Here is a 13,343-nt window from a genome sequence, read left to right on the forward strand (position 1 = left end):
GGTTATCCCTGCTGAGGTTTCAGTGCCTGCGCCCAACGTTGGGCGGAATCATCCAGCATCGTATAAACCGCCTCGAATGCCTCGGCGCTTTTACGATACGGATCGGGGATTTCGCGCTCTTCATCCCAGTGACCAAACAGCATCACTTTGCCGCGCATCTCTGGCGCCATATCGCACAGCCGTGCGATATGGCGCTTTTCCATGGCGAGGATCAGATCGTAATCGCGGCACATCGCCCCGGTGACCTGGCGGGCGCAGTGGCCCTCCAGCGACAGCGCGTGGGCTGACGCGACGCTGATGGCACGCTCATCCGCGCCTTTACCCACCAGCGCGCCAAGCCCGGCGGAAGCGACGGTAAACCCGGGCAGATAGTGTTTCAGTAGCCGCTCTGCCGTGGGGGAACGGCAAATGTTCCCCACACACACCACAAGAATTTTGTTGAACATAACGGTTACCAGTTGTGGATATCGCTGGCCGTGTCCGTCATATAACGAACGCCACTGATGGTCGGCAGCAATTGATTGATCAGGCGGTTCCAGCGTGCGACCGGCGCGGTGGTCACGTACACCACGTCATACGGCTGGAGGCGGAATTCCGTCGCCATCACCAGAGAGGTGGCATCGGACATATCAAGCTGATAGATATTGGCGATCTTACCGTTGGCGCTGCCCTTGCCTTTCAGCGGACGGATCACAAAGATGCCGCTGGCGTTGGAGGTGGTGAGGTCGATGCCTTCCGCCTGGCCAAGCGCTTCGGTCAGCGTCATGCCGCTGAAGTCCATTTTGAGCGTGGACTGTTTCTTCACTTCGCCCATCACGAACACTTTGAGATCGTCATTACGCGGCACGAACAAAATATCGCCGGGATACAGCAGATGGTTCTGGCTGAGGTCGCCGTTTTGCATCAGCGCCTGCAAGGAGAGGCGCTGCTCTTTACCGTTATGGGTCAGCACCACGTTGCGCCAGTCGGCGTTTTCGGTCAGGCCGCCTGCGGCGTTGATGGCGTCCAGCACCGTCAGCGGCACGTTAGTGATGGGCTGCTGGCCCGATTTATTCACCTGCCCGGAGATATACGCTTTTTGCGAGCGGAACGCGGCGATATTAACGTCCACCTGCGGGTCAGCGATGTACTGCGCTAAACGGCCGGTAATATCACTACGGATTTCAGACAGGGATTTCCCCGCGACATGCACCTTGCCGATATAGGGATAAAACATGGTGCCATCCGGCTGAACCCAGTTGCCGGCGTCGCTGGAACTGCGATACTGGCCGGCGGGCGTGGTGAGTTCCGGGTGGTCCCATACGGTGACGTTCAGCACATCCCCTGGGCCGACGCGGTATTGATACTGGGCGATTTCCTGGTCAAGGGACATATTCGGCTGCGCGACATTGGGGCGCGGGCGCAATTGCTCAACCAGTCTCGGCGTCAGCGGGTAAACGTTGACCATTTTATCCAGGTCAAAATCGGCGTCCTGCTGACGAATCACATCTTTGCCCATTGTCGACATATTACTGCCGGGTAACACCGTACACCCGCTCATTAAGGCGACCGACGCCAATAATGGCATCAATTTTAATCTCGATTTCGTCATTGATTATTTTCACTATGGCAGAGTAATAATTCCGGTCGGATAAATAAGTCGCTTCCCAACACGCCGATAAACCATGCGCGGATTTCGCAATAAAAATAATTGGAATCATTCCTAAAAACGGACTTAATTAAACGAAGTATTTCGACAGCGTAATTAATGCTTACCGATGACCTTCAGGCACGCTACCGCCCCTGGCTTTCAGCTACCAACTCACTGTAAAAACAGAATGTTAATGAAGAACCCTGCGCTAACTGGAATTATCCGAATTGGCGAAAGTTATTTATTGCAGTTTGATTAAAAGGCGTAATGACAATTAATAAAAGGTCCCATCACTCCTGATAACCGCAAAGATTGTTGCAGCTAAAATTATGTCAGGCAAGCCTGTAAACCCGCCTGCAAGCTTTTTAAGATTAATATGAAGCACCACAAATATTAGGTTTTAGGATTAGCCTCACATTGACACGACAATTATTTCAAGTTGGCGTTATTTATTATTAGGAATATCCTCAGGCTTATTTCATCGAAGAATGTAAAATAATGGCCGTGGAAAAATAATAACCCCTAGTAATAAAGAGACTAATTACGGGGGTATCACGTGGGTGACGAATCGTCGTTTTTTCTTCGGTTCAGCCAGCGACTGGCGTCTGTGCGCCATTCATCATCAGGCTGCGCATTGCATTTTTCGCCGTCATTAACCATGATCGGGTTATCTTTCATTGTTTCACTACAGGTAATAATTTTTCTATGGAATGGATTGCCGATCCATCGATCTGGGCGGGGTTAACCACCCTGGTGGTGCTTGAACTGGTGCTGGGTATCGATAACCTGGTGTTTATCGCTATTCTCGCGGAGAAGCTGCCGCCGGGACTGCGCGACAGAGCGCGCATCACCGGTCTTGTCCTCGCGATGGTGATGCGCTTGGGCCTGCTGGCATCAATCTCCTGGCTGGTGACGCTCACCCGACCGCTGGTGGTGCTGTACGGCCACGGCTTCAGCGCCCGGGACCTGATTATGCTGTTTGGCGGGCTGTTCCTGCTGTTCAAAGCCACGGTGGAGCTTAACGAGCGGCTGGAAGGCAAAGACCATGAGAACCCCACCCAGCGGCGCGGGGCGAAATTCTGGGCGGTGGTGGCGCAAATCGTTATTCTGGACGCCATTTTCTCGCTGGATTCGGTGATTACCGCCGTGGGGATGGTCGACCATTTAGCCGTGATGATGGCCGCCGTGGTGATTGCCATCTCGCTGATGCTGTTAGCCAGCAAGGCGCTGACGCGTTTTGTGAATAACCATCCGACGATAGTGATCCTGTGCCTGAGCTTCCTGTTGATGATTGGCTTCAGCCTGATTGCCGACGGTTTCGGCTTTGCCATTCCCAAGGGTTACCTTTACGCGGCGATTGGTTTCTCCATCATGATTGAATGCCTGAATCAGCTGGCGATGTTTAACCGCCGTCGGTTCCTGTCGGCCAATATGTCGCTGCGCCAGCGCACCGCCGAAGCGGTCATGCATCTGATCAGCGGTAAACATGAGAAAGCCGAGCTGGACGCGCAAACCGCCTCGCTGGTGGCCGATGCCGCCAATGTGCCGGTATTTAACCGCCAGGAGCGGCTGATGATTGGCCGGGTGCTGAACCTGAACCAGCGCAGCGTCAGCAGCATTATGACCTCGCGGCATGATATCGAGCATATCGACATTAACGCTCCTGAAGAGCAGATCCGCCTGCTGCTGGACCGCAATCAGCACACCCGGGTGGTGGTCACCGAAAACGATGAAATCCTCGGTGTGGTGCATATCCTCGACCTGCTCCAGCAATCTCTGGCAGGTAAACCGCTCGATCTGGGCGCGCTGGTGAAACAGCCGCTGGTGTTCCCGGAAACGCTACAACTGCTGCACGCGCTAGAGCAGTTCCGCAACGCCCGCACCCACTTTGCCTTTGTGGTGGATGAGTTTGGCTCTATCGAAGGGCTGGTGACGCTCAGCGATGTGATGGAAACCATCGCCGGGAATCTGCCTAACGAGGTGGAAGAGATCGACGCCCGCCACGATATCCAGCGCAACCAGGACGGTACCTGGACTGCCAATGGCCATATGCCGCTGGAGGATCTGGTGCAATTTGTGCCGCTGCCGCTGGACGATAAGCGGGAATACCACACTATCGCCGGGCTGTTGATGGAGTACCTGCAAAGGGTGCCCGCCGAGGGGGAAGAAGTCGGGGTGGGGGATTATGTAATTAAGACGCTGGAAGTGGACAATCATCGCGTCCAGAAAGTGATGATTTACGCCCGGCAGCCTGCCGAGGCGTTATGACCGGGATGTGCTGGCCTGCGCGGGCAGGCCAGCCATCAGATTAGCTCTCGATCCCTTTACTGCGCAGGTACTCTTCGTAACCGCCAGAGAAGTCGATCACTTTCTCAGGCGTGATCTCCACCACCCGCGTCGCCAGCGAGCTGACGAACTCACGGTCGTGAGAAACGAAAATCAGCGTGCCCTGATACATTTCCAGCGCGGCGTTCAGTGATTCGATGGATTCCATATCCAGGTGGTTGGTCGGCTCGTCCATAACCAGGATGTTCGGTTTTTCCATCATCAGCTTGCCGAACAGCATACGGCCCTTTTCACCACCGGACAGCACCTTAGCAGGCTTCTTGATGTCGTCCTGGCTGAACAGCAAACGGCCCAGAATACTGCGTACTGCCTGCTCGTCATCGCCTTCCTGCTTCCACTGGCTCATCCAGTCGAATACCGTCAGGTCGTTGTCGAATTCATACTCATGGTCCTGCGCGTAATAACCAATGCGCGCGTTTTCCGACCATTTCACGGTGCCGTGCTCCGGCTCCAGTTCACCCACCAGCGTTTTCAGCAGGGTTGATTTACCCACACCGTTAGTGCCCAGCACCGCCAGCTTTTCCCCCACTTCCATCAGCAGGTTGAAATTTTTAAACAGCGGGCCTTGGTCGAAGCCTTTGGTAAGGGCTTCCACTTCCAGCGCGTTGCGGAACAATTTCTTGTCCTGTTCAAAACGGATAAACGGGTTCTGGCGGCTGGAGGCCTTCACTTCTTCCAGCTTGATTTTGTCAATCTGACGCGCGCGCGAAGTCGCCTGACGTGATTTAGAAGCGTTGGCGCTAAAGCGGCTGACGAAGGATTGCAGATCGGCGATCTGGGCCTTCTTCTTGGCGTTATCCGCCAGCAGGCGTTCGCGGGCCTGGGTCGCCGCCGTCATGTATTCGTCATAGTTGCCCGGATACACGCGCAGTTCGCCGTAATCCAGATCCGCCATATGGGTGCAGACCATATTCAGGAAGTGACGGTCGTGCGAAATAATGATCATGGTGCTGTTACGCTCGTTCAGCACCTGCTCCAGCCAGCGAATGGTATCGATGTCCAGGTTGTTGGTCGGTTCGTCGAGCAGCAGAATATCCGGATCGGCAAACAGCGCCTGGGCCAGCAATACACGCAGTTTCCAGCCCGGCGCGACTTCGCTCATCGGGCCATAGTGCTGTTCAACCGGGATACCGACGCCCAGCAGCAGTTCGCCGGCGCGCGCTTCGGCGGAGTAGCCGTCCATCTCGCCATACAGCACTTCCAGATCGGCCACTTTATAGCCGTCCTCTTCGCTCATTTCCGGCAGGGAATAGATGCGGTCACGCTCCTGCTTCACTTCCCACAGCTCGCCGTGCCCCATGATCACCGTATCGAGCACCGTGAATTCTTCAAAAGCAAACTGGTCCTGGCGCAGCTTACCGATGCGCTCATTGGGATCGAGCGACACATTGCCAAGTGACGGTTCCAGATCCCCGCCGAGGATCTTCATAAACGTGGATTTTCCGCTACCGTTGGCGCCAATCAGGCCGTAACGGTTGCCGCCGCCAAATTTGACGGAAATATTTTCAAACAGCGGCTTACTGCCAAACTGCATAGTGACGTTGCTGGTAACTAACACGACGATATCCTGCAAGAAATTGTGATAAACGCCGCATTATGCCATAAGTCTGAATTTAAATCGCCCCGCAGCGCCCCTGCTATGCTTAGCAGGGTAAGTAAAAAAATGTGATATCATCCACATCCGATTTCCCAGCGCGCAATAATCCACCTATAATGCGCCCCGAAATCGCTCATTTAACGCCGAGACAGGCTCGACTACACTGCACAAGATGAACATGAAATTACGCACGCTTTTAGTAGCAGCTTTCGCTGTGATCGGTTTTTGCAAAACCGCCAATGCTGTGACCTACCCTCTGCCGACCGACGGAAGCCGTGTTGTCGGGCAAAACCAGGTCATCACCATTCCGGAAGGCAACACCGAACCGCTGGAATATTTTGCCGCGCAGTACCAGATGGGTTTTTCCAATATGACGGAAGCTAACCCGGGCGTGGACCCTTACCTGCCTAAAGGCGGCACCATTTTAAATATCCCGCAGCAGCTGATCCTGCCGGATACCCCGCATGAAGGGATTGTCATCAACAGCGCCGAAATGCGCCTCTACTACTACCCGAAAGGCTCTAATACCGTGATCGTGCTGCCGATCGGTATCGGTCAGTTGGGTAAAGACACCCCAATCAACTGGATCACCAAAGTTGAGCGTAAGAAAGCAGGCCCGACCTGGACACCGACCGCCAAGATGCACGCCGAATACGCGGCGGCGGGCGAGCCGCTGCCGGCTGTGGTGCCGGCTGGCCCGGATAACCCGATGGGTCTGTATGCCCTGTACATCGGTCGCCTGTACGCTATCCACGGTACCAACGCCAACTTCGGTATCGGCCTGCGCGTGAGCCACGGCTGTGTGCGTCTGCGTAATGACGATATCAAATTCCTGTTCGAGAACGTGCCGGTCGGCACCCGCGTGCAGTTTATCAACGAGCCGGTGAAAGCCACCGTTGAGCCGGACGGCAGCCGTTATATCGAGGTTCACAACCCGCTTTCCACCAGCGAATCTCAGATTGAAAACAACGAAGTGGTGCCGATCACGCTGACCCAGGCGGTTCAGACAGTGACCACTCAGCCGGATTCCGATCAGAGCATCGTTGAACAGGCGCTGCAAAACCGTTCCGGTATGCCGGTACGTTTGAACTGATTGTTGTTTAACGAAAAAGAGCGGCTGATTAGCCGCTCTTTTTTTGCCCCTCGCTAGCGCAGCAGCGTCAGTAACCCCCACCCTACTAACATTCCCCACACCAGCAGCGGCAGCGACCAGAGATGGAAGCGCCACCAGATGCGACGGTCTCCCGCCATCCGCAGGGCGATCAAGTTCGCCAGCGATCCCGGCAACAGACCGAACCCGCCAATATTCACCGCCCAGGCCAGCAGCACTGACGGCGGTACATAGTTCAGCAGCAGAATGGTGGACGGTACGTTGCTGATAAACTGCGACAGCCCAACGCCCAGCAAAAATAACCCGCCAGAAGAGAGCTGGGTCACGCCGGGCAGATTATCGCGCAGCACCGGCAGTTGGATCAGCAGGTGCACATCGATAAACATTACGATAAACACCAGCAGCAGGCTCCAGTCGATGTTCACCAGCACGTTGCGCGCCATGATCACAAAGCCCGCCGCGACGATCAGCAATCCCCAGCGTTCGAGGTGAAATTCCAGCGACGCCAGAAACACCAGGTACAGCACCAGGCAGCTCCACACCAGGCGCGGCTTCCACTGATGCTGCTGTTCACGCGCCTGGTAACGCAGCGCTTTTGCCGGGAAAAAGAACCAGCACAGCACCAGCAAGCTGAGCACCAGAACCGCCGCGAGCGGCAGCATCTGCCAGATAAACGCCGCGAAGGAGATCCCCGAGCGCCCCCACAGCAAAATATTTTGCGGATTGCCGATCGGGGTTAGCAGCGAACCGGCGTTCACCGCCAGCGCCTCGAAAATGATCAGCCGGGTGATCGGAATGCCGCACAGCTTTTTCAACGTAATGGTGAGCGGCACCACGATAAACAGCGCCACGTCATTGGTTAAAAAGGTGGACAGCAGCGCCGCGCCGAAAACCATAAACATCGCCAACTGACGCTCGCTGGCAAAACCTTTCACCATGCGGCGCCCCAACACATCAAAATAGCCGCTGAGTTCTACGCCTTTGGTCAGCATCATCAATCCGCTCAGCGTAATAATGGTGTGCCAGTCGATCGCCTCAGGCCAACGCGCGGGGGCAAAGGGAACAAAAAAGCTAACAATCAGGCCAATCAGTAATAAGAGGTGTAAGAAACGGTCGCGTAAAAAGGGACGGAGAAATTGCCGCAGCATTTAGTGTCCCTGACCGTGTTGTTCATTGAAACGCTGGAATACCCCGAGGGTCTCTTCACTGACGTGATGTTCCATGCCTTCGGCATCGCGCCGCGCCGTGTCCGGGCTGACGCCGATATTCAGCAAAAACTGCTCGACGATGTGATGCCGTTCGCGGCTCGCCTGGGCGAGTTTTTCCCCTTCCGGCGTTAAAAATACGCCGCGCCAGGGGATTTGCTCGATCAACCCGACTGTCGCCAGCCGTTTGAGCATTTTCGCCACCGTCGGCTGCGAAACCCCTAACCGCGCCGCCATATCTACCTGGCGGGCTTCCCCCACTTCCCGGATAAGATCCGAGATCAATTCGACATAATCATCAATAAGTTCACGGCGGTGGGCTTCGCGAACCTGGCGAAACCCTTCAACATGCTCTTCGACATTGACCAATTGCGTCACTTTTTTACTGTTTTGCTTACCTGCGCGACGACTCATTGTGCTTCCTCGTTACTGTGGCGCGATACGGTTTTCTCGATCGTAACGCTCATTGTAAACCACAGCCTCGCCAGCACAAAAAATTAACGAATTAGCCATAGCTATACAATATAGCCTGTGCTATATCTGTATGTATTCGCATCAGTGATGGATTTACCGATGTCGGAACCGAGGAGGTAGCCATGAACGAATTCAGGAGGTGCATATCCGTGTTTAGTCACTCCCCTTTCCAGGTTCGCTTGCTGCTGATTGATTTACTGTGTGATTATTTCAAGCGCCCGGAACCAAAAGCCCCTGCCAAATAACGGCGTCAGGCTGTTGTTTGGCAGCGTCCCTCGTGATGAATCTGTCATCATTTTGTAAATTTTTTTGTCTGTAATATTTCTCCTTTTGTTGCCGCATGTGGCTTGCGCCCTGCCAGTTAACTATTTTGTAATCCGTCTCTCAAAACAAACTGTTAGCGCCTGTTGATCTTCTTATGACAAGGCTCTATCTTCTTGCAGCCCTGCAATCAAAGCGGCTCGCAGAATGCGGTCACGCCCTCTTCTATCCAGCTCCCAGGCAGGCTCTCAATACCCTTAACGCCAGGGTTCACGCATGGCGTTCTGTTGAAGTTGCGATATGAATGTAACGCTGAAAAAATCCTTAACCGCCCATGGATTCATGCCCGACCCGTGGATGGCTTTCTATTTCCTGCAATCCTTACTGATTAATTACGCGCTGGGTTATCCGTTCAGCCTGCTGTATGCGGTGGCGTTTACCTGCGTTTTATTACTGCTGTGGCGCGCAATGCCGGTTGGGCAAAAAGTCCTGCTCGGCACCTGTTCGCTGGTGGCGGCGATGTATTACCCCTTCGGCCAGGCCTACGGCGCGCCGAATTTCAATACGCTGCTGGCGATGCACTCTACCAATATGGAAGAGTCCACCGAGATCCTGACCATCTTCCCGTGGTACAGCTATCTGGTATCGGTATTTATTTTCGCGCTGGGCGTGATGGCGCTGCGTCGTAAAGCCATCGTCAAAAATCCGCCCTGGCGGCATTTTGACAGCCTGTGCCTGGCCGTCAGCGTGGCGGCGGTGTTTGTCGCGCCGTTGCAGAACCTCGCCTGGGGCGGCGTATTCAAATTAAAAGACACCGGCTACCCGGTGTTTCGCTTCGTTAAAGATGTGGTCGTCAACAATCAGGAAGTGATCGACGAGCAGCAGCGCATGGCGCAGCTGTCGCAGATTAAAGATTCCTGGAATGTGCTGGCTGTTAAGCCGAAGTATCACACCTATGTGGTGGTGATTGGCGAGAGCGTGCGCCGCGACGCGGTGGGCGCATTCGGCGGCCACTGGAACAACAGCCCGTTCGCCAGCTCGGTAAATGGCGCCCTGTTCACCGACTACATCGCCGCCAGCGGCTCTACCCAGAAATCCCTCGGGCTGACGCTAAACCGCGTGGTGGACGGTAAACCGCAGTATCAGGATAACTTTGTTACCCTGGCTAACCGCGCCGGCTTTCAGACCTGGTGGTTTTCTAATCAGGGGCAAATCGGCGAATACGATACCGCTATCGCCAGCATCGCTAAACGCGCCGACGAAGTGCAGTTCCTGAAAAAAGGCGATTTTGAAGCGGATAAAAACACCCGCGATGAAGCGCTGCTGAAGATGACTGCCCAGGTTCTGGAAACCGAACGCACGCAGCCGCAGCTGATCGTGCTGCATTTGATGGGCTCACATCCGCAGGCCTGTGACCGGACCCAGGGGAAATACGTTGATTTCGTGCAGTCGAAGGAGACGTCGTGCTATCTCTACTCCGTCACTCAAACTGATGAATTGCTCAAACAGCTCTATGGCCAGCTTCAGAACAGCGGTCAGAGCTTCTCGATGGTCTATTTCTCCGATCACGGGTTGGCATTTAAGGAGCGCGGCAAAGAGGTGCAGTATCTGGCCCATGACGACCAGTTCCAGCAAAATTTCCAGGTGCCATTTATGGTGCTGTCCAGCGATGATAAAGCGCACCGGGTGATCAAAGCGCGCCGCAGCGCTAACGATTTCCTGACGTTTTTCTCCCAGTGGACGGGGATAAAGACCAAAGAAATTTCCAGCCGCTATAAGTTCATATCAGAGCAGAAAGCCGGTCCGGTTTACATCACCAACTTCAAGCTCAATAAGGTCGATTACGATCACCTGGGCAGCGATGTGTTTGAAACTCACACCCGCTAACCGATAACCGCAGGCAAAAAAAATCCGCCCATCAGGCGGATTTTTTATTAGCACCGAAGTGATTAGAAGCGGTAACCCACGCCAGCGATCCAGGTGCCAACGTCAACGTTACGGATGCGGCTCTGCTCGTAGGAAACGTCCAGTGCAACGTTTTCCATCGGGTTGAACTGCATACCCGCGCCGTAAGAGAAACCGTAGTCGCTGGTGTTGTGGTCAGCGGTGGTGTAGTTACGATCCTGGTATTTGCCGTAGCCAACACCCACAACGCCATAGATGCTCGCCCAGTCGTTCAGACGGTAAGCCGGACCTGCGGTGATGCCGTAGTACTGACCTTTACGGTATGCATCGCTGTCGGAACGGTCTTTTTCGGTGTAGGTGAAGGAACCGATGTAGCCCAGCGGGGTGTCATTTTCATAACGATATTTCAGGTTGAAGCCGTTAGCTTTGTTCATTACGCCCTGATAATCGCTCTGAGCATAACCACCGGTCACGGTGCTGGTTGCGGCGCTAGCTGTACCAACGGAAACGGCCAGAACACAAGCCAGTGCTGAAAGACATGCAATTTTTTTCATAACCACCTCAAATGTGCTTCAAGTAAAACTAAAGTACTAAATATACCAAAAATTTATGGGAAACTCTTTGCGATTCAGGCTGTCTAAAGGGGCCGTCATGTAACAGAACGTTTCCAACACCCTGTATCTCACTAATAAAACAATTAGTTAACGTAACCGGTTCATTATGGGGCCCAACGAATCTGCCAGACATCCAGATAATTCTTAAAAGATTCTGTAGCTTTTTCCGCCAACATCCCTACATTCTAGGGCTGAGCGGGCGGATTTTTTTCAACAAACGCTCAACCATTACGCATTATTTACATTACACTGCCAGCTTTACCGATCGCTGACACAAATTGACAGGTGCAGGATGCCAACGTTGTCCCGTAAAACGCCCATCTGGGTTCCGGTAGTCACTCTCCTTATCGCCATGATTTCCATTCAGAGTGGCGCATCCCTGGCTAAAACGCTGTTTCCGCTGGTCGGGGCGCCGGGCGTAACCGCGCTGCGCCTGGCGCTGGGAACGCTGATTTTGGTCATTATCTTTAAACCCTGGCGGCTACGCTTTACCCGGGAACAACGTCTTCCGCTACTGATGTACGGCCTGGCGCTGGGCGGTATGAATTACCTGTTTTATTTGTCCATTCGCACTGTTCCGCTGGGTATCGCCGTTGCGCTGGAATTCACGGGCCCGTTGGCGCTGGCGCTGTTTTCCTCACGCCGCGCCGTGGATTTCATTTGGGTGATCCTGGCGGTGCTGGGAATGTGGTTTTTATTGCCCCTCGGCCAAGACGTCACGCATGTCGATCCGCTCGGCGCGGCCTGCGCGTTAGGCGCGGGGGCCTGCTGGGCGTTATATATCGTCACTGGCCAGCGCGCCGGGGCCGATCACGGTCCGGCGACGGTCGCGCTCGGTTCACTTATCGCCGCGATGGTGTTTGTGCCCATTGGCGCCTGGCAAGCGGGCGATGCGCTCTGGCACTGGTCGCTGCTGCCATTAGGGATTGGGGTCGCGATTCTGTCTACGGCCCTTCCCTACTCCCTGGAGATGGTGGCGCTGACCCGGCTGCCCACCCGCACTTTCGGGACATTAATGAGTATGGAGCCCGCGTTGGCGGCGTTTTCCGGGATGATTTTCCTCGGCGAAACCCTGACCGGCACGCAGCTTCTGGCGCTGGTTTCGATCGTGATCGCCTCGATTGGCTCCACGCTTACCATCAAGCGTGAGCCGCAAATAAAAAGCGTCGATATAAATTAATGGCTCTTATTCCGCATCGTTAAAATAGGATGCGGAATAATCTTAGTTTTCATCCAGGATTATTGCAGCAGCAGTTAGGGTTGCGATTGAGAATAATTACCTGTCAGGGACATATTTATTTACGTCTAATTTTAAAACCGATCGCTCAAAACCAACTTATTGATTTTAATGGTTTAAAGTGGTGCAAGGCATCTCTCGCTATTTAACCGATAGGTATATCCAAAACAGCAGACTCAAAACCCGGTGCTATACTTATTTCCGGTAATTCAATTGGGACATAACATCAAGAGGATATGAGATTATGAGTACCGCTAAATTGGTTAAAACAAAAACTTCTAATCTGCTATATACCCGCAACGATGTGGCAGATAGCGATAAGAAAGCGACGATTGAGTTGCTGAACCGCCAGTTAGTCCAGTTCATCGACCTGTCTTTAATCACCAAACAGGCCCACTGGAACATGCGCGGCGCAAACTTTATCGGCGTTCATGAAATGCTTGATGGCTTCCGCACAGCGCTTACCGATCACCTTGATACCATTGCAGAACGTGCAGTTCAGCTCGGCGGCGTTGCGCTGGGCACCACGCAGGTTATCAATAGCAAAACGGCGCTGAAAAGCTATCCCCTGGACATCCACAGCGTGCAGGATCACCTGAAAGAACTGGCCGATCGTTACGCTGTAGTCGCAAACGATGTGCGTAAAGCCATCGAGGAAGCGAAAGACGAAGATACCGCCGACATCTTCACTGCCGCCTCCCGCGACCTGGATAAATTCCTCTGGTTCATTGAATCCAACATCGAGTAAGCCAGACATTTTTCTTATTGTGCCCCCTCCTTCGCGAGGGGGTTTTGCACTCTTTTGGCGCACTGCATTTCCTTCCCTTCCCGCGAAACGTTATTTTTTTGTAATAATCACCTCACACAATCGTTAATGAAAGATTGTTTTCTGGCCTGTTTGACCGCTTAATAGGGCTTATCAACATTCCATTCCACTGATGCACCAAATTGGTGCTCTAAAAT

At 53.8% G+C, this 13,343-nt stretch carries 12 protein-coding genes; 6 read left to right on the forward strand and 6 right to left on the reverse strand.

The genetic code is table 11. The annotated features are described in order from the left end of the window. Positions 1-2: 2 nt before the first annotated feature. Together wzb and FHW74_RS12925 are read right to left on the reverse strand one after the other, a co-directional pair. Positions 3-446 (reverse strand): low molecular weight protein-tyrosine-phosphatase Wzb, encoded by a 444-nt coding sequence (gene wzb, locus FHW74_RS12920; protein WP_183170831.1) that lies wholly within the window; start codon positions 444-446, stop codon positions 3-5. Between the two features lie 5 nt (positions 447-451). Continuing rightward, a complete protein-coding gene (locus FHW74_RS12925; RefSeq protein WP_183170832.1) occupies positions 452-1,591 on the reverse strand; it encodes a polysaccharide export protein in 1,140 nt (379 codons plus the stop codon). A gap of 744 nt (positions 1,592-2,335) precedes the next feature. On the opposite strand from FHW74_RS12925, the gene FHW74_RS12930 reads away from it, so the two are divergent. Further along, entirely contained in the window at positions 2,336-3,898 is a 1,563-nt protein-coding gene (locus FHW74_RS12930; protein WP_183170833.1) for a TerC family protein, read from the forward strand. Between the two features lie 40 nt (positions 3,899-3,938). Here the strand turns inward: FHW74_RS12930 and FHW74_RS12935 are convergent, their stop codons facing one another. Beyond that, positions 3,939-5,534, reverse strand: a complete 1,596-nt coding sequence (locus FHW74_RS12935; protein ID WP_183170834.1) for an ABC-F family ATPase — start codon at positions 5,532-5,534, stop codon at positions 3,939-3,941. A 211-nt stretch (positions 5,535-5,745) separates the two neighbouring features. Here FHW74_RS12935 and ldtB point away from each other — a divergent pair, with 211 nt between their 5' ends. Further along, a complete protein-coding gene (ldtB, locus tag FHW74_RS12940) occupies positions 5,746-6,666 on the forward strand; it encodes a L,D-transpeptidase (protein WP_183170835.1) in 921 nt (306 codons plus the stop codon). Between the two features lie 53 nt (positions 6,667-6,719). Here ldtB and FHW74_RS12945 read toward each other — a convergent pair whose 3' ends face one another. Together FHW74_RS12945 and mntR are read right to left on the reverse strand one after the other, a co-directional pair. Then, the gene (locus FHW74_RS12945; protein WP_183170836.1) at positions 6,720-7,832 is read right to left on the reverse strand and encodes an SLC13 family permease; all 1,113 of its coding nucleotides are present in this window, start codon (positions 7,830-7,832) and stop codon (positions 6,720-6,722) included. Further along, positions 7,833-8,303 (reverse strand): manganese-binding transcriptional regulator MntR, encoded by a 471-nt coding sequence (gene mntR / locus FHW74_RS12950; protein WP_125292429.1) that lies wholly within the window; start codon positions 8,301-8,303, stop codon positions 7,833-7,835. It abuts the gene before it with no gap. 182 nt (positions 8,304-8,485) lie between these two features. Here mntR and mntS point away from each other — a divergent pair, with 182 nt between their 5' ends. Both mntS and FHW74_RS12960 read left to right on the forward strand, forming a co-directional pair. Next, complete coding sequence (gene mntS / locus FHW74_RS12955; protein ID WP_183170837.1) at positions 8,486-8,608, forward strand: manganase accumulation protein MntS; 123 nt, start codon at positions 8,486-8,488, stop codon at positions 8,606-8,608. Between the two features lie 316 nt (positions 8,609-8,924). Next, positions 8,925-10,511 (forward strand): phosphoethanolamine transferase, encoded by a 1,587-nt coding sequence (locus FHW74_RS12960; RefSeq protein ID WP_183170838.1) that lies wholly within the window; start codon positions 8,925-8,927, stop codon positions 10,509-10,511. A gap of 62 nt (positions 10,512-10,573) precedes the next feature. Here FHW74_RS12960 and ompX read toward each other — a convergent pair whose 3' ends face one another. Continuing rightward, entirely contained in the window at positions 10,574-11,083 is a 510-nt protein-coding gene (gene ompX / locus FHW74_RS12965; protein ID WP_183170839.1) for an outer membrane protein OmpX, read from the reverse strand. Positions 11,084-11,435: 352 nt separating this feature from the next. Between ompX and rhtA the strand changes: the two genes are divergently transcribed. Both rhtA and dps read left to right on the forward strand, forming a co-directional pair. Further along, complete coding sequence (rhtA, locus tag FHW74_RS12970; protein WP_183170840.1) at positions 11,436-12,323, forward strand: threonine/homoserine exporter RhtA; 888 nt, start codon at positions 11,436-11,438, stop codon at positions 12,321-12,323. A 301-nt stretch (positions 12,324-12,624) separates the two neighbouring features. After that, on the forward strand, positions 12,625-13,128 hold the full coding sequence (gene dps, locus FHW74_RS12975) for a DNA starvation/stationary phase protection protein Dps (protein ID WP_125292434.1): 504 nt from the start codon (positions 12,625-12,627) through the stop codon (positions 13,126-13,128). Positions 13,129-13,343: the final 215 nt, after the last annotated feature.

Origin of the sequence: Atlantibacter sp. RC6 (genome assembly GCF_014193285.1) — a bacterium.
In the GTDB taxonomy this organism is placed as follows: Bacteria; Pseudomonadota; Gammaproteobacteria; order Enterobacterales; family Enterobacteriaceae; genus Atlantibacter.